The 16,760-nt window shown below is 56.5% G+C and carries 17 protein-coding genes; 6 read left to right on the top strand and 11 right to left on the bottom strand.

What is annotated here, in order from left to right; genetic code table 11:
• Positions 1-56: 56 nt before the first annotated feature.
• Positions 57-752 carry an HAD-IA family hydrolase gene (locus VY732_RS09315; RefSeq protein ID WP_116032264.1) on the bottom strand — a complete coding sequence of 232 codons (696 nt, stop codon included), beginning with the start codon at positions 750-752 and terminating at the stop codon, positions 57-59.
• 244 nt (positions 753-996) lie between these two features.
• Between VY732_RS09315 and VY732_RS29940 the strand changes: the two genes are divergently transcribed.
• Together VY732_RS29940 and VY732_RS29935 are read left to right on the top strand one after the other, a co-directional pair.
• On the top strand, positions 997-5,784 hold the full coding sequence (locus VY732_RS29940; RefSeq protein ID WP_442968565.1) for an RHS repeat-associated core domain-containing protein: 4,788 nt from the start codon (positions 997-999) through the stop codon (positions 5,782-5,784).
• Positions 5,784-6,179: an Imm50 family immunity protein gene (locus tag VY732_RS29935; RefSeq protein ID WP_442968564.1), complete on the top strand. Its 396-nt coding sequence runs from the start codon at positions 5,784-5,786 to the stop codon at positions 6,177-6,179. The genes VY732_RS29940 and VY732_RS29935 overlap by 1 nt, the downstream gene beginning before the upstream one ends.
• Before the next feature lie 302 nt (positions 6,180-6,481).
• Here the strand turns inward: VY732_RS29935 and VY732_RS09295 are convergent, their stop codons facing one another.
• The 5 genes from VY732_RS09295 to VY732_RS09275 form a co-directional block, all read right to left on the bottom strand.
• On the bottom strand, positions 6,482-6,649 hold the full coding sequence (locus VY732_RS09295) for a hypothetical protein (RefSeq protein ID WP_007914082.1): 168 nt from the start codon (positions 6,647-6,649) through the stop codon (positions 6,482-6,484).
• A gap of 121 nt (positions 6,650-6,770) precedes the next feature.
• Entirely contained in the window at positions 6,771-7,190 is a 420-nt protein-coding gene (locus tag VY732_RS09290) for a YMGG-like glycine zipper-containing protein (protein ID WP_007914081.1), read from the bottom strand.
• Positions 7,191-7,327: 137 nt separating this feature from the next.
• Positions 7,328-7,699 (bottom strand): glycine zipper domain-containing protein, encoded by a 372-nt coding sequence (locus VY732_RS09285; RefSeq protein WP_016983669.1) that lies wholly within the window; start codon positions 7,697-7,699, stop codon positions 7,328-7,330.
• Between the two features lie 324 nt (positions 7,700-8,023).
• Positions 8,024-8,212 carry a hypothetical protein gene (locus VY732_RS09280; protein WP_095050941.1) on the bottom strand — a complete coding sequence of 63 codons (189 nt, stop codon included), beginning with the start codon at positions 8,210-8,212 and terminating at the stop codon, positions 8,024-8,026.
• A gap of 247 nt (positions 8,213-8,459) precedes the next feature.
• Positions 8,460-8,780 carry a YbjQ family protein gene (locus tag VY732_RS09275; protein ID WP_331695244.1) on the bottom strand — a complete coding sequence of 107 codons (321 nt, stop codon included), beginning with the start codon at positions 8,778-8,780 and terminating at the stop codon, positions 8,460-8,462.
• A 1,145-nt stretch (positions 8,781-9,925) separates the two neighbouring features.
• Between VY732_RS09275 and VY732_RS09270 the strand changes: the two genes are divergently transcribed.
• From VY732_RS09270 to VY732_RS09255, 4 genes are all read left to right on the top strand, one after another.
• Positions 9,926-10,333: a hypothetical protein gene (locus VY732_RS09270; protein WP_331695243.1), complete on the top strand. Its 408-nt coding sequence runs from the start codon at positions 9,926-9,928 to the stop codon at positions 10,331-10,333.
• A 9-nt stretch (positions 10,334-10,342) separates the two neighbouring features.
• Positions 10,343-10,864, top strand: a complete 522-nt coding sequence (locus VY732_RS09265) for a GNAT family N-acetyltransferase (protein ID WP_331695242.1) — start codon at positions 10,343-10,345, stop codon at positions 10,862-10,864.
• Positions 10,865-11,473: 609 nt separating this feature from the next.
• Complete coding sequence (locus VY732_RS09260) at positions 11,474-11,725, top strand: hypothetical protein (RefSeq protein ID WP_331695241.1); 252 nt, start codon at positions 11,474-11,476, stop codon at positions 11,723-11,725.
• Between the two features lie 8 nt (positions 11,726-11,733).
• Positions 11,734-12,030 carry a hypothetical protein gene (locus tag VY732_RS09255; protein ID WP_331695240.1) on the top strand — a complete coding sequence of 99 codons (297 nt, stop codon included), beginning with the start codon at positions 11,734-11,736 and terminating at the stop codon, positions 12,028-12,030.
• A 901-nt stretch (positions 12,031-12,931) separates the two neighbouring features.
• Here the strand turns inward: VY732_RS09255 and VY732_RS09250 are convergent.
• Genes VY732_RS09250 through VY732_RS09230 form a run of 5 tightly spaced genes read right to left on the bottom strand, consistent with a single transcriptional unit; the run spans position 12,932 to position 16,755 of the window.
• Positions 12,932-13,903 carry a hypothetical protein gene (locus VY732_RS09250; protein WP_331695239.1) on the bottom strand — a complete coding sequence of 324 codons (972 nt, stop codon included), beginning with the start codon at positions 13,901-13,903 and terminating at the stop codon, positions 12,932-12,934.
• The gene (locus tag VY732_RS09245) at positions 13,876-14,580 is read right to left on the bottom strand and encodes a hypothetical protein (protein WP_331695238.1); all 705 of its coding nucleotides are present in this window, start codon (positions 14,578-14,580) and stop codon (positions 13,876-13,878) included. Before VY732_RS09245 ends, VY732_RS09250 begins: the two co-directional genes overlap by 28 nt.
• Entirely contained in the window at positions 14,577-15,131 is a 555-nt protein-coding gene (locus VY732_RS09240) for a baseplate complex protein (RefSeq protein WP_331695237.1), read from the bottom strand. The genes VY732_RS09245 and VY732_RS09240 overlap by 4 nt, the downstream gene beginning before the upstream one ends.
• A complete protein-coding gene (locus VY732_RS09235) occupies positions 15,128-16,051 on the bottom strand; it encodes a hypothetical protein (protein ID WP_331695236.1) in 924 nt (307 codons plus the stop codon). Before VY732_RS09235 ends, VY732_RS09240 begins: the two co-directional genes overlap by 4 nt.
• Positions 16,048-16,755, bottom strand: coding sequence for a DUF4376 domain-containing protein (locus VY732_RS09230; protein ID WP_331695235.1), 708 nt, complete (start codon positions 16,753-16,755; stop codon positions 16,048-16,050). The genes VY732_RS09235 and VY732_RS09230 overlap by 4 nt, the downstream gene beginning before the upstream one ends.
• Positions 16,756-16,760 lie beyond the last annotated feature (5 nt).

Below are 16,760 nucleotides of genomic sequence, written 5' to 3'. Positions count from 1 at the left end.
AACGAAAAACGCCGCCCCTCTTTTACACAGGGGCGGCGTTTTTTTGTCTCAGATGTTTACGCCCATTCCAGCGCCGGCAAGCCGCAAGCACTTGGAGTGAACGCCTTCAGTGTGCGAAGAATCCCGTCAGCGTGTGCGTATTTTTCATCGGCCATGGCGGCATCGGGGATGGCGATCGCCGTCATGCCTGCGGCTTTCGCTGCGGTTACACCGAACGGTGAATCCTCGAACACCAGGCAATCCTCAGGTGCCACGCCCAGGCGCCGGGCAGCGGTGAGGAAAATATCCGGCGCCGGTTTGGCCGCGCCGACTTCCGGATCGTCCGCCGTGACGATGAAATCGAACAGCGCAAACCAGTCACGGTGCAGCGTGGTTTTCTGGCCGAACGATTGCCGCGATGAACTGGTGCCCACCGCGATCGGAATGTTGTGCGCCTTGAGGTGGCGGATCAACTCTTCGGCACCCGGCATCGCTTGCGCGGTGGGGAAACGCTCACGCATCAGCGGCTCGCGGATCACCAGAAATTCTTCGGCGGTGATCGGCAGATCCAGCGCCTGCACCACGTAATTGGCCAGATCGCTGGCCCCGCGACCAATGATGTTCTGCTTGACGCTCCAGTCGAAGGTGCGCCCGTAACGCTGGGCAATCAGCGAGGTGACCTCGGTATAAATGCCCTCGGTGTCCAGCAGCAAACCGTCCATATCGAAAATCACGGCCTTGATCTGGCCGAACGCCTTCAGCGGTGCATTCATCATCGGATCCGTTAACAAAGACATCCCAGGCGGCAGGTGATGCCGCTGCTCGGATCTGATTAAAGGGTTCAGCAGCATAACGAGCGCGGCAGACATTGAGCAACGGGCAATGTTCTTTGAGCCGATGAACTACTCACGAGCATTTAGCGAAAAATCCTACAGGCATCGCCTACTCGCCCGACTTCTTTCCTGTTTGATCCCCCGCAAAGTCCCCGCACCTTTTTGATGTGCGCGAGAACTGCGAATGCTTCCAACCGATCGGCTGCTGGCCCTGAACAACAGCATCGGCCTGCTCGTTGTTGCTGCCTTGAACCCGGACGAGCCGGACTTTGAACACCTGATCCGCGAATTCCGCCTGTGCCTGAACCACTACGACGCCTGGGCCGAGCAGTTCTGGACAGGCACCGCGCTGGATGTCGAGCAGGTCTTCACCGTCGGTAACGACGTGCGCCTCAGCGCGCCGATCAAGTCGCGTCAACCGCTCAGTTCATCGGTGGTCATGTGCTCGGCCAGCGGGTCGCTGACGCTGGTACATATGTTCGAGGCCGCGCGGTTTGTGCCGATTGGCAACACCCCGGTAACCCTCGAACCGGTGCTTGCCGATGTCGGCGGCGTGCTGACTTTCGGCGAGCCACGGCACCACACCATCGGCCCCAGCGGCATTCTGCAGGTGACCGATTGCGATCGGGGCCAGCGTTATCGCATCACCTTCTTTCCCGATGTGTCCACCGACCATGTGCGTGCTCTGTATGCCTCTTATGAAGGTGTCATTGCAGGCCTGGAAGGCTGGCTGCGCGCTGAGTGGGCAGGGTTTCAACCCCAGTGGACGGAGTTTTCCAGCGCCGGATTTCTTCAGCGTTACGGTCAGTTGCAACAGGCCGACTGGCGTGGATTCGAGAAAGCCCTGAATGGCGTTTGGGATGACATCAAACAGGTATTCGCCCTCCTCGCCGACTTGCAGGCCAACAGTGAAAAATTGCTGGAGTACCTCAGCGAGGCCGAGCTTGAGGCGTTATTGAATGCCTCCAGCGACGCCATTGCCAACGGTCTGCTGATCCTCAGTGACGAACCGTTGCTGTTCATTCATCTGGCCGCGTTTACCAGTTGGCTGAAGATGCTGCCGCCGCAATACCTGGCCGAAGTGGTGGCCGAGGTGCGGGCCGAACTGCTGATCAGTTTTCTGCTGATGGGGTTGTCGGGGGGCGTCGGCGTGCCGGTGCGCTTGAGCAGCAAAGTGCTGGCGAAGGTCAAGTCACCTCGCGCTCGGGAATGGCTGGCGGCCTCGGCTTTGCGCTTGGCCGAACTGACGTCCTCGGCGGATTTGACGCGGCATGCCAGCGTTTTGAAGCCGCTGATGCTCAATGTGCGTGACGTTGAGTTGAAACCGACACCGTCGATACCGCTGAACATTCGTCAGGCCGATTCGCTGGTGTTGACGGTGCCGAATCCGGCGCCTGTTGTGCGGGACAAGTCTGGCGCTTCGAGCCGGATCGAGCGGCATGAGCCGCATGACGACTCGCCGGATCCGGCGAAAAACCCCAACGGCGACAGCGCCGATTGCGTGCCGCGCACCTGCACCAACGGTTGTCCGGTGTCGATGGTCACCGGCGAAGAACTGCTGACCCTGACTGATGCGGTGATCGATGGCGTGTTGCCGTTTGAGTTCACGCGGTTGTATCGCTCTAGTGCCGCCGAAATCGATGTTGGGTTGGGGTTTGGCTGGAGTCATTCGCTGGGGCATCGGCTGGAGTTTTTTGCCGATGAGGTTGTTTGGGTCGATCACGAAAACCGGCGTACCCGTTTTCCGTTGCCGAGCGTTGAACGACCGGCGATTCATAACAGCCTGTCGCGGGCGGCGATTTTCCTGGGTGATGAACCGGAAGAGCTGATTCTCGCGCTGGCCGGGGAAACGGCGCGGTTTTATCACTTTCGTGCAGGACGGCTGACGGCGATCAGCGATGCCTATGGCAATCGTCTGACGGTGCAGCGCGATCGGTCTGACCGGGTGCAGCGACTGGACAACGGCGCCGGGCGCTCGCTGCTGTTGCGCTATGACCGTGCGCAGTTGCTGGGTGTGGATTATCAGGTGTTTCGCGAGGGTGTCTGGAGCACCGAGCAAGCGCTGGTCAGTTATCGCTACGACGCCTATCAGCACCTGATCGAAGCGACCAACGCCGTCGGTGACAGCGAGCGTTACGACTACGACGATGCCCACGTGATTCTGCAGCGGCAACTGGCCGGTGGCGCGAGTTTCTTCTGGGAGTGGGAGCGCTCGGGGAAATCGGCACGGTGCGTGCGCCACTGGGCATCGTTCTCGCAGATGGACACGCGCTACGTCTGGAATGACGACGGCAGCGTGGCGGTGCATTACGTCGATGGCACTGAAGAGACTTACGTCCACGACGAGCGTGCGCGGCTGGTGCGTAAAGTCTCGGCGGATGGTGGCGAACAGCTCAAGGCTTATGACTCCTCGGGACGCTTGATCGCCGAGCAGGATGCTTTAGGTGCCGTCACCGAATACCGCTACGACGAAGTCGGACGGCTGATCGCGCTGATTCCGCCGGCTGATGCGCCCACGTCCTACGAGTATCGCAACGGTTTCCTGTACCGGCGTTCGCGCGGCGAGGCGGTGTGGATCTACCGGCGCAATGCCGAGGGCGATGTCACCGAAGCGGTCGACCCCGACGGTCAGGTCACCCATTACTACTACGACACCCGGGGTCAGTTGCTGTCGATCCGCTACCCGGACAGCAGCCGGCATCGGCTGGTCTGGAATGCCCTCGGCCAGTTGACCGAAGAAACGCTGCCCGACGGCGGCGTGCGGCGTTTTTCCTACGATGCACTGGGGCGGCGGACCACCACCGCCGACGAACACGGTGCAGTCACTCGTCAGCATTGGGACGCCGTTGGCCGACTGATTCAGACGACATTTCCTACTGGTAGCACCCGCGCCTACAGCTACGGCGCCTACGGTCAGGTCACTGCCGAGCGCGATGAACTCGGGCGCATCACCCGCTACGAATACGACGATGACCTGCACCTTGTCTCGCGCCGGATCAACCCCGACGGCACGCGGGTGCAGTACCGCTACGACCATGCGCAACTGCTGCTCACCGAGATCGAAAACGAATCGGGGGAAAAGTACCGGCTGGACTACACGCCGACCGGGCTGATTCGTCAGGAAAGCGGTTTTGATGGCCGGCGCACGGCGTATGCCTATGACCTCAACGGCCATCTGCTGGAGAAGACCGAGTTCGGCGATGACGGCTCTTGTTTGCTCACTGCGTATGAGCGCGATGCTGCCGGGCGTCTGCTGATCAAGACCCTGCCCGACGGCCTCAAGGTCACCTACCAATACGACCGTCTCGGCCGTTTGATTGGCGTCGACGACGGCCAGCAACACCCACTGGCCTTCGAGTACGACCGTCAGGACCGCTTGATCACCGAGCATCAGGGCTGGGGCACTCTGCGTTACCGCTACGACGCCTGCGGTCAGCTCAAGCGCATGCGCCTGCCGGACAACAGCGTGCTCGACTACCGCCATGCCAAGGGCGGCGCGCTGACCGACATCGACCTCAACGGCGCGCCGCTGACCCGTCACGTCTACCAGTCCGGTCGCGAACGGCAACGCCAGCAGGGCCTGCTGCTCAGCGAATATTCCTACGACGATCAGGGACGATTACTCGCCCACGCCGTAGGCCATCAGCGCGATTCGCTGTACCGCCGCGATTATGCCTACAACGCCAACGGCAATCTCGCGCACATCGCCGACAGCCGCCACGGCCAACGCACCTACGGCTACGACGCCCTCGACCGCCTCATCCGCGTACGTCACTCACGCGACGAACTGCCGGAAAGCTTCGCCCACGACCCGGCCGGCAACCTGCTGATGCAGGACCGTCCCGGCCCGAGCCAGATCAAGGGCAATCGCCTGCTGATGCAAGGCGACCGCCACTACGATTACGACGCCTTCGGCAACCTGATCCGCGAACGCCGCGGCCGCGCGCAGACACTCGTCACCGAATATCGCTACGACAGCCAGCACCGCCTGATCGGCCTGACCCGCCCCGACGGCCAGACCGCGTCTTACAAGTACGACGCCTTCGGCCGACGCATCAGCAAAACCGTCGGCGACGCCACCACCGAATTCTTCTGGCAAGGCGATCACCTCGTCGCCGAAAGCAGCGAAAGCGAATACCGCAGCTACGTCTACGAACCCGGCACCTTCCGCCCTCTCGCGCTACTCGACGGCAAAGGCCCGAAAAAAGCCTGCCCCTTCTACTACCAACTCGACCACCTCGGCACCCCGCAGGAACTCACCGACTACAGCGGCGACATTGTCTGGTCCGCGCAATACGACGCCTACGGCAAAGTCGCCGCGCTGACCCTCGCCGGCGACGACTACCTGAACCAGCCGCTGCGCTTTCAGGGGCAGTACTTCGACGGGGAAAGCGGACTGCATTACAACCGGCATCGGTATTACGACCCGCGGTTGGGACGGTATTTGACGCAGGATCCGATCAAGTTGGCCGGTGGCTTGAATCAGTACCAGTACGTGCCGAATCCGACGGGGTGGGTGGATCCGTTGGGGTTGAGTTCCAATTGTCCGCCTAAAGGCCGAAAATCGATCAATTGTTCAAAACCTGATGATGTTGAGCTACCACAGGTTTCCAGGCGCGGTGCATTCAGACAGGCAAAAGTTGATGCAGGAATACCGAAAGGGCAACAGCCAGACATTCAAATTGATGAGATCAGTGGCAGGCAGAAGCAGTTCACCTATGTCAACATGACGGATAGAAAAGGAAATAACATTCTAGACAACAGTGGAAAGCCGATTATAACCAGAGAATATAGATTCACCCGAGAGGATGGTTTTATATTGATACTCCAAGACCACTCCGCGGGACATAAGTATGGAGATATAAATAACCGAGGAGATCAAGGACCTCACATAAACATACGACCCGCGGATGACACACGCAATGGCAAAGTAAAAAACACGAACGATTATTATCCATTCAAGGGACGATAATGAAATACTGGAATGAGATAGAAGGCAGCAAATTCTTCAATATGGTATTCAGCAGGAATATATCCATTGGGGAGATCAAGTTATTTGCTTTAAACATGGACAACAATCTTTCAACATTGACATTGGCATTTGATATTAGAGAAACGCCGGACACTCCTCCGAAAAAATGGGAACCCATAGGATACAATGCTTGCCGAATCGGAATAACATGCGGTGAAATTAGAGATTTGACGACATCCAAGATTCCAACTCAAAAAAACTTACATCTGTCCATACAAAGCATTGGGGACAGATATATGATTTCCGCCGTATCAGACACTTCGAATATAACATTCACCACGTCATCATTAAGACTGAGAGAACCTAGCGTATATTTCACAGACTTACCTTTCTGAATTTCTCTGAGCGACGAGTGGTCTCGTTGACGGGAGGTATCACAAAACTTCATGCATATACCGAAACCAGTTCAACATTCACTATGTTCAGCATAAATCTAGATAGGTTAAAAACTCTAAATTTGAGATTCAGACACGTCACATTTTTAGCACAACAAAAAAATCGCCTCTATCTGGATTCGCTTCACCGACTTCCAATGACTGACGAGCAGCCTTTTTGAGTCACCAATACCTCTGTAGGGCCTGTTGAACTCAGGCCCTTGAAATCGGATTCAAACTCTCGAATCTTCACGAACACCCGATCACTGCTCATCCTCATCCTCTTCATACTCCATATCCGCCTCATCCGAATCATTCAACGGCACCGTCGCATCATCCATCAGCGATCCCGGATCCTCATTCCCCGGATCATTGATAAACGGCAGTCCACTCGAACCTTTTTCTTCCTTGCCTTCGGTTTCAGGAGTCATGGCAACCTCGTCATTTCAGGGAGTGTATGAGGTTCGAAAAGCCCTACAGCCAATCGTTCCAGAGTCTGAACAGCAAATACAAAAAACCCGGCAAAAAGCCGGGTTTCTGTTCGAACCTCCATCAATGATGGCGGTTTTTATGTTTGTTTTTGTGTTTATGACCGCCGCCCGAATGAGATCCTCCATCGTCACCGAGGTTATTACCGACCGCACCACCCGCCGCGCCGCCCAACCCTGCGCCAATGGTCGAACCGGTCGAGCCGCCGAGGCTGTTGCCGACGACCGAGCCGCCCGCCGCGCCGAGACCACCACCAATGGCCGCTTCAGTTCGATTGCGTTTATTCGCCCCGACGGCACTGCCGGCCGCGCCGCCAACACCCGCACCTACCGCCGCGCCAGTACTGCCACCGAGTTGTCCACCGACCACATTGCCGAGCGCGCCGCCCAGGCCGCCACCCACAGCGGCGGTGCCATCACCGGCGGCCATCGCCCCTTGTGCTACCAGCAAACCGAAAAACAGTGCAGATAATGACAAGCGCATATGAACCTCACAGTTCCCGAAGCGGGACAGTCCGCCCAGACATGGGCCTATGTGAGATTGGAGACGCAAACGGGAAAAACGTTCAGCCATGAAAAAGCCCGACATCGAGCCGGGCTTTTTCTGACAAAGGATCAGTCTCAGTGACGCTTGTGACCTTTGGACAAGTTGCTGCCCACCGCGCCGCCAGCAGCGCCGCCCAGGCCTGCACCGATCGTGGCGCCGGTTCTGCCGCCCAGGCTGTTGCCGATCACCGAACCACCGGCCGCGCCAACACCGCCGCCAATCGCCGCTTTGGTCCGGCTACCCTTGCGTGCCGCCATTGCGCTACCGGCCGCGCCTGCTACACCCGCGCCAATAGCCGCGCCAGTGCTGCCGCCCATTTTCTGGCCGACGACATTACCCAGCGCGCCACCCAAACCACCGCCCAGCGCCGCGGTGCCATCACCGGCAGCCATTGCACCTTGAGCAACCAGAAGCCCAAGAACCAGAGCGGGCAGTGTTAAACGCATGACGAAAACCTCAAAAATTGGGATGACAAAAAGGGCCGGGATTTAATGCCGTCACCGCGCAAAAGTCCAGACGAAATCAGAGACTTCGCGTACTCGGCGCCGATTGGACAGCGATTCTGCAAAAGGTTTTATGACAGGCAAAAAAAAGCCCGCTGGGGAGACGGGCTGGAGACTTGCTTTCTAACGGATGGCTTCACCCTACCGCGGTAGACGTGAAAAGTTTGTGAAAGCCTCCTGCATTTGCCACCGAAGAGCGTAGGACATTTCTCTCACTCAATCAGCCATAAAAAACCCCGTTCAATGACGGGGTTATGCAGTGACAGATTATTTTCTGGATCGCGCGCTGACCTTGGGCAAAAATTTTGCCTTCGGTCCTTTCGGTGCTGTGGATTTGATCTTGCCGGTCTGCACCCGGTCCTCGCCAAAGCCTGACTGGTATTCGGTCTGACCGCACCGTACACAGTTATTGAAGGAAAATTCAGCGCCATCGTCTTCGATATACGGATCAGTCATACCATCGCCCCTTCGCCACCGGTCGACACCGGCAAAAACCCATTCGCCTGAAAAAATATCGACCTCCAACGCTTTTGAGACTAGCCGGTCATTCCAGGACTTGTTATTCAGATCAGCTGACGCCCGACGAATGGACTGCAAAAATTAAACATACCGATGAACCGTGACCCTCAACCCGCAAGGCTGATCGCCGACAAAAACAGCCCATCCAACCTCTAAATGGGCTCACAAACCTATTCGCCGAAACTCAGCGTAACTTCACCGCTGTACCCGTCGCAAACACCACAACCATCCCGCCCTTGCCGCCGGGCATGCTGATCTCGAAATCCACCCTGACTACCGCATCAGCCTGCAGAGCGCGCGCACGCTCCCGCATTTCTTCGGTCGCCTGAATACGCGCCTCCTTCAAAGCCCGCTCCAGCGTCTGCGAGCGCCCGCCGAAAAAATCGCGCATGCCGGCAAACATGTCACGGATCACATTGACGCCCTGCACTGACTCGGCACTGACGATGTCCAGGTATTCGGTGATCTGCCGACCTTCAATTGCGTGCGTGGTGGAAATGATCATGGATGTCGTCCCTATACGGATGAATAAATTCGCGATTGTAATGGCTCAAAACGGACTTCACGCCGCCGCCAACAAAATCCAGACGCCAAAAACCACAAAACCCCTGACTTCTTTCGAAATCAGGGGTTTTGTGTACTGAATATGGCGGTGAAGGAGAGATTCGAAACTACCCGTTTGCGGTTTTCTCAGCATACCCCCCCGGTTTATAAGGGCTGCAGAGGAGCCAGATTTTGAATCTCAGTCCCATGTCAGTCCCATGGGTTTTGCGGACCAGGTTGCAGAACAGGGTCGCGAAAGCCATTTCGACGTTTCATGTTGACCCATGGGAAAAAGGTAATTTTGGTAATACAACGTGAGCCGACCTCTGGAAGCCTTGCAAATTGTGGCGTTGAGAGAATTCCTCAAAGGTAATAATTTGGTAAGTATGAAGTTTGAAAATTACCTTTCCTACGAGTAATCCCTGATAGCCCTCAAACCCAGTAAAATGGGGCACTTCAGAGATTATTACCCTAACTCTTACCTAAAATTACCTCTTGAGGTAATGACTGAAAGCCAGGCACCACAAGGGCTGTAGCCAATTTCTATACTTCGCTTACCAAAATTACCTTTTTCCCAGCCCACGTTTGAAAATATCCATACGGCAAATCCCAAGCAACCGCTTTCGGGTCCAATCTGGAGCACTCTCGCTTCTATGCTGGTTTCTTTCAAATGGAGCCAGTACCAATGCAAAGAGAAGATGCTTTACCCGGGAGCTCGATGCGTGGTGTTCGATGTAATCCAGCGCGCGCATCAATAATACGCGCCCATCCTTTCATGACCGAGAACAATGCTGGTCGAGCAACGGACTTGAACCGTGAACCAAAGGATTAAGAGCAAATTTTTTTGTAACGTATTCATTGGGAGGAGTCAGAAGAATCAAGGGGTAGAGGTATTCTGTATACATGTGCAGCGATGAAATCCCCCTGGATTGGACGGCCATTGGACGGAAAATTCGCTGAGAGTGTCGATTCAGGTCTATAGGTTGATTGCTTGGCGTCGCTCCAATGTCCTTCAAGGCGAAGCACGACGTTGAACGTCTCTAGACGGCTGACACTTAGATGTCAAGAACAAATGGGGTAGTATGGAAAGGCACAAAGGGGGTTAACGTGGAAAAAGTAGCTCAGCAGAAAAAACATACCCGGATCGTACTGGGTAACATGGAAACAGTTCTGGTTCACAGCGGCGATGGCAGCGTCAAGGCGCTTTTGGTACACGCGGATGGTGTCGTGGAGAAGCATGCCACCAAGAGCCTCTCTAGCAGTATTCTCAGTCAAAAAACGGGTGCTAGAGCGCGGTTGATGCGTGCGCCTCATCTGTCAGATCTTGAACGTGATATGGCGGAACTTAAGAAGGTGGTGGCTGCGCTTGCGGTTCGATCTGTCGTGCATGAAGACAATGCCACAGAATTTGATGCTGAAGAAATGACAGTCTTAAAAGCTGATAAAGCTTATCAGTTGCTTGACAATCCGCCCGAGCCTACCGAGGCGCTACGCAGTCTGCTTACCCTCCGCTAAGGGCCCTAAATGGATTTTATAACTGTCGATTTTGATAAGTCGATTGACCGCTCTGCTTTTGATTGTGGTAAGCATCCTGCTTTAAATACCTACATTGTTGAGCACGCTGGGCAAGACCAAAAGCGCAATCTCTCACGCACATTTTTATATGTGGAGGACGGATTATTGCTGGGCTATTACACCTTGGCGAACACCTCCTTGGCATTGAGCGAACTCAGTGATGAGCAAAGAAAGAAGATGCCTCGTTATCCTATGCCAGCAGTTCTCCTAAGCCGGTTGGCGGTCGACAAAATGGTCCAGGGACAAGGGCTTGGCCTACGACTGATGGGTGATTTTTTTCGCCGCGTGTACGAGATATCTAAACAGTCCGGCGTAGCCTTTATTGTCGTTGATGCGAAAGACTCCACCGTGGCGGATTTCTATAGGGACGCACTCGGGTTCCTGCCCTCATCAAATAATCCATTGCGTCTAGTTCTTTCTACTGCGACGTTGATTCAAGGTTTCAGATCCCTAGCTCAATCAGAGCGCTGATACCCTTTCTCGCCCTTCTTCACGCGAAGCTATCCATCACATTGGATGGCTGTTCGCTTGTGAAATACGTAGATTGTCCCAATACGGCTGTAGCCCTTACTAACAGGGCCTTTCAGTCAATAACGCTTGCGTGACACCGCTGCCCAAAGCTCGCTCGTGCCGCTAAAGAAAATAAAAAAAAGGTGCAAAGTCGAGGTTTTGTCATTTTTGTCCCAGCGGGGCTGGGGTTTCCGGAACACGTCTGTTATCAGAACTGTATTTTCGCGATGCGTATTACCTTCATTTCCTTGCAAAACCTTGCACTCTTTGCAATCGCAGATTCACGGGGGCAGCGGCCGTGCTCGCTTCTCAGGAGGAGGATTACACCCCCCGACGGTTTGCAAAAATAATTAATACAAAGCCCGCCGGCGGGAGGGGGATAAGTGCTTTTTCAGTGGATTTTTTCTTGGCTGCAGGATGTTCCAAGGGCCGATCATCTTCGGGTATCGAATCAGACACGCACGGCTTCAGTGATCGCCAACTGCCGTCAGTCGCTCCGTTGATGTTGAGGAATACGCCTACCGATATACTGTTTGCATATACAGCACTTCAGCAAGGTAGGCGTGGCCGATGAGTGTAGAATCTGCTGGAACCCCGATCACTGAAGCTCCCTCAATGGCGCAGTGGCGGATCATGTTGCGCGATGAGGTGTCGTTGCTCGCAATGCCTGGTGCCCATCACAAAGCGTTGCTCCGGCAAGCGCATGCGCTGCACCAGGGCCAAGTGATTGACGCTGACAAGCTTGGCGACTTGCTTGAGTTAGCAGACGCGGCGCTGGCCTACGCGGTTGAGTCCTTACTTGACCTCGACGATGACGAATAGGATAAGCCATGCACGTACTGGTCACTCCTATGCGCCTTCTCGGTGTCGCGCTGGATCCGAAAGAGCGGCGTCGCTACCCAGCGATCCGGGGCAATGTCATGGTCAACTCTACCAACTGCCATGAATTAGGCCGAGCGGCCAACGTTGCTCGCGTTGAGGTGGGAATGCCCCTAGATCCGGATCCACTACCGCCATTGCTTGATGCAACGCTGGCGGGAATGGCCGTAACGGGTTTTGTGTTGAGTGGGATTGAATACATCGATGGCTGCGCTTATGCACAGTCATGGTGGTGTCGCGAGGAATAGTTTCGAGGTGATACAGAAGGGAGAGCGGAGGCCAATGGCCCCCGCAATGTTGCGTTACAACTGCTGAAGAATACGGATCAAGCGAACAGACCAATAAGCAGCCTGCAATGCTCGAATGAGTTCTTCAGGAATGTATCGAATGAAAGGATTCATTTGATAAAACTCCAAAAGCCGAGTGGACATCTGCAAAACTACATAAGTAATTCCGCAGGGTATACCACCCACCTAAGTAGTAACCCAGCTACATTGTCAGCATATATCGGCAAATTTCCCACGCTGGGCCATAGTTTGTCAGGACGCAAAACCTGTCCTTTAGAACCCGATGATCACGCGTTGCCATGCTTGACGGGGTCGTCACTTGGTCATAGCCTCAGAGTTCTGACGCTGCAAAGGTATGACGTGGTGAGCAGATGGAGCGACTCTATCATAGGTTCGGATCCTCAGTTCAATCACGAATTACCACACTCAAGCCCGCACCCTGTGCGGGCTTTTGTTTTCTGGACGGGTTGTTGGACAGTACTTTTTTTGCCAAAGGCGCAATCCACGCGGGTTTGCCGCGCATTGCCTTTTTTTCTTAAATACCGCCATCGTTTGATACAAATCGGCAGAAAAATAAAAATGTCCGACGAACGGTCATTTGACGAATTCGTCATTAGCCAAACATGGCTACTAGTTGCGCCGAATTCGTCAACACTAATCAACACTAATCAACACGGACACCTGCACGTAATCACACAAAACTGTACGAAAGCCCACGAAAGCTTACGAAATCGCATGAAACCTGAAGAAGTGGCGAAAAGTGGACAGAAGTTGCCATAAAGATATCTAGAGATATCTAGAGATATAAAAAGATATCTAGAGATATCTAGATAGAATTAGTTAGGTTTAATGATTTCGGCTCTTACATCGTGACTTGTTTCAGCCTTGCTGCGATCATCGCCGCTTGCTCACCATCCGCTGAAAAAGCCTCTGCATTTGAAGGGACAGGTGTAGGGCCGTGCGTGTGAGTAGCCAGTTGGGCGTTCATTTGCTGTAGCAAATCAAGCACGTCGCAAACCACTTGGAACAGATTTACAGTTTCCGAACCGATCCAGTTTTTTGGCGCCTGCATACGCTGACTGATTCCCGCCGCGCTCTGACGCAACCCCCCAATCCTTTCCTGCATATCGCCACCTACCGTTGCGTTGTGCTTTTGACCCACAACCACATTCAGATCCCGGCCGGTCGCCTGGTGCAAATCGTCCACTGCCGCCAGGCTCGCGGATCCGCCTGACAGTAGCTTGAGCGCGCCCAGCGCCTCGATCTTTTTTACACCACCCACTGTCTCGGTCGAATGGTCGTCCACCGCCTGCGTGTGGCTCTGGAACTGCTCGCGGTTCTCCAGCGCTTCAACCTCGCGCTCGATCGCCTTATCACGGATCTTGCCATCGGTCTGGCGTAGCCAGTTGCCGTCGGCGTCGACACGCTGCTGGGCGGCCTCGCTGTGCTGCCACACCTGATCACCCTTTGGCACCTTGGGCATGCTCAACCCGTGCGGCAAGATCGATTGGATGTAGGGCTTGTTCGGTAGCCCGTAGGCGAAGCACACCACGACCCGCGTGCCCTCCTCCGGAAAGGCATATATGCCCATTTCCTCGCCACCGGTGGGCAGCGGTAAAGGAACGCCAGTGAGCGGCGGCATGGCCGGATCTGGCTCGTCATCAGGACCGAGTACAACAATGTCCACGGCGTAGCGCGGACGGAAGTCGTCGCACAGTCCGGCGTCCGCTGGCGCGTCGGCCACGGCGACCACCCGGGCAAATCGCGGCAGGTGATAGCCACCGGTGAGTTCGGGGAATTGGCGCTCTACAGCGCGGCGGATTGCGTCGTCCATCGGATGGCCATCTGGTCATTGGCGAGCGCCACCGTAGTGATACGCTCACCGTTGTTGATCGTTGCACCTGGTCGTAACCCGGGAAGGGCCGCGACCATTGCGCTCTGGTTGCCTTGGTAGCCGTCGAACAGCTCCGTGGGAATTTGCAGCGGCGCACGTGCGCCGAAAAAGCTGTCGGCCCAACTGCCGGCGAACACTTCACCGTTGCCCAGCTGGTGCCAGGTGAAGTCGGGAATGCTGAACACTCGGGCCAAACTGTCCATAGCCTGGTAACCGGCAGCAAGGCTGTAGAAATACGGCGCCTTTACGCTGGCATAAGGCCGATCCGGGACACGAAAGCGCAGCCCAGTCTGTTCGCTGACTTGGGCCAACACGGCGCGCAGATCCACATGACGCAGGTTCAACGGCAACGGGTTAGCCAGCACGGCGGCCAGCTCACGGCAGAACAGCACCTGTTCGACCGCGTTGGCGGCCGTGCAGCGCTCGACGTAGCCGATAAAGTGCCGTTGCAGCGTGCCCTCGTTGTAGCCGATATCCAGCGTCACCAGCCCTTTCAGCGGCACAGGGGATTGAACTGTGAAGTTCGCCCGGCCGGGGCTGGTAGCGTCCAGCCTGACGTCCTCCTTGATGAGAGCGATCGGGGCGCCGTTGATGGAAAGTATCTTGTGCAGTTTCACTTCTGCTCACTCCCGCCCAGCCACTTATCCACACGTCCGAGCACTTTTTCAAAGCCGCTCAGCGCGGGGTTGTCGCTGGTTCCATCACCGTTGCCGACGCCGCCTTCGCCGACCGCACTGCCCGAGGCGCCTTGAGCGTCTACCTTGTTGCCGGCGCGCCGGCCTTCGACTTTCTCCGGGTTCGATTCGCGTTCGCTCAGCGTGAATTGCACAAGCCAGGCTTTCAGGGTGTCGGCTTCCCGCGCACTGACGCCGTCGGAGAACTCTACCTGGCGTACCCCGAAGGTTTCGGCCGTGTCGTTCACGATCCGATACAGATGCAACTGACCGCCGCCGGCGGTGGCTTCAGCCATGCGCAGTAGATCCGTAAGCTGGGTTTTATCCACAAAGGGAATCATCAGCGAGACGGCCAGCGTCTTAGGCTTGAAGCCTTTGTGAGCCTTGTCGGTGTTGCTGGTCTGGCCGGACATGTCGCCGCTTTCGATTCGCAGGTTGGCCGTGACTTTGAGGTTCTTGCCCTGGATTTTTTGCCCGTCGAGTAGCAGTGTCATAGGCCCACCAGTTCCCGCACAAAGCTCAGCCCTTCTTTGCTGCCGACCAACAGAACCCCGGCGCATTGAATCCATTCGTGGCCAGGGGCATCGCCGGTCAACAGTTCGCGGCGTAGTTCGCCGGCAGTGCCCGGGCCGATCAGCCGCGCGCGCACGCTGACGTCAGGTTTTCCCCCAGCCAGTAGCACTTTCAGGTCAGCCAATTGCTTATCCCGTCCCTGCTGTTGGGCACTCTTGCGCGCTGCCAGCGCTGCCAGATCGGCCAACGGCGAGCTGTCGGCGGCGTAGCCTTCCAGCACGGCTATCTGCCCCGCCATCGACTGTTTGGCAGCTTTGACCACCGTGCAACGCTCCAGCGGCAAACCCTGCCAGCGCGGTAGAGTTCCGGCGCCGGGGATCTCCCACTTTTCACTCTCCAGTTTCACCAGGTGTTGCGCCCGGCGCTCGGTGCGCACCAGGTCAGGGATCGGCAGCAGTGCATTGAAGCGCGCCAAGCTGCTGACCAACTGTTCCAGGCGCGTGCCCAGGAACAGGATCGACAACGCGTATTGCGGCCCAGTCGGACGCCCGCTGTCGCTAGCGTCTTCCAGTTTCTTGGCGAGATGTTCCAGCGCGTTGGGCGCGGACAGAAAGCGCTGATAGCCGGCGCCCTGGCCAACGCCGCTTTGAAATGGCGTCACGACCAGGCACGCCGGAACCTGCCCCAACTGCTCGGCCAGCGCTGCGCGTCCGGCCGCGATCGCGCCTTTTGCTGCATCACCGACTGGCCCCGGGTTGGTGTTGGCCAGTCCACTCAGGCCAGCCAGGCGCTGGGCGGTGCTGGCCAGTTCGCCACCGGCCAGATCCTTGGCCGCTGACAGCCCACCCATCCATTGCGTGGCCTGCTCCGGCCAGCGCATTGTCACCGGCGCCCAAATCATGCCGGCGGCGTCCAGGTGATGGCTTTCATGGCCTTCAGACTTTTGTCTTTCTGAGCCTTCGCCACAGCTTGGCGCAGTGTTTCTGCTTGCTGCTGCGCCGCTTGCCGGAAGCGCACCAGGTCAAGGCTGACTTTCTGCAGCTGGGCGATGGTGTGCGACCGGAAGGCCAGCACCTGGTCGGCGTCATAGCACGGGTAAACGTCGTCCAGGCCCAGCAACACCTGGCCATTCAAATTTACCTGGTCATCGATCGCGCTGCTGTAGCGGTGTGGCTCACCCAACGCGCTGGAACTGAAGCCGCCGGCGATGTAGGCCGTGCAGTCGGCAGCGATCGCTTGCAGTTTCTTGTCGCGGAGTGCAGCCAGCACGGCGTCGATGTCATCAACCCATTCGCCGTTCTTCCAGACTTGGTTCGGTCCGGGTTTTTTCATGGTGAAACCGGCCGGCACCGGTTCGAAGCCTTCCAGCGTTCGCGGCTCGCCGGTGTCGGTGCTGTACACCACGACGCCACCGAAGAAGTCCACCAACTGCCAGGCCTTACCGTTCCACCACGCGGCTTTGTGTTCCGGAATCGCGGGCGGCTCCGCTTCGACGCATCCACCAGGAATCAAATAGACGCCTGGCTCCAGCGGCGATTCTTCAGCCTTCACGGCACCAATGAAGATACCGAGGTGGTCGGTCTGGAATACGAGTTTGTCAGTCATGCTCG

The organism is Pseudomonas sp. ZY71 (assembly GCF_036542145.1).
Lineage (GTDB): Bacteria > Pseudomonadota > Gammaproteobacteria > Pseudomonadales > Pseudomonadaceae > Aquipseudomonas > Aquipseudomonas koreensis_A.
This window is presented reverse-complemented; position numbering and strand designations above follow the sequence as displayed.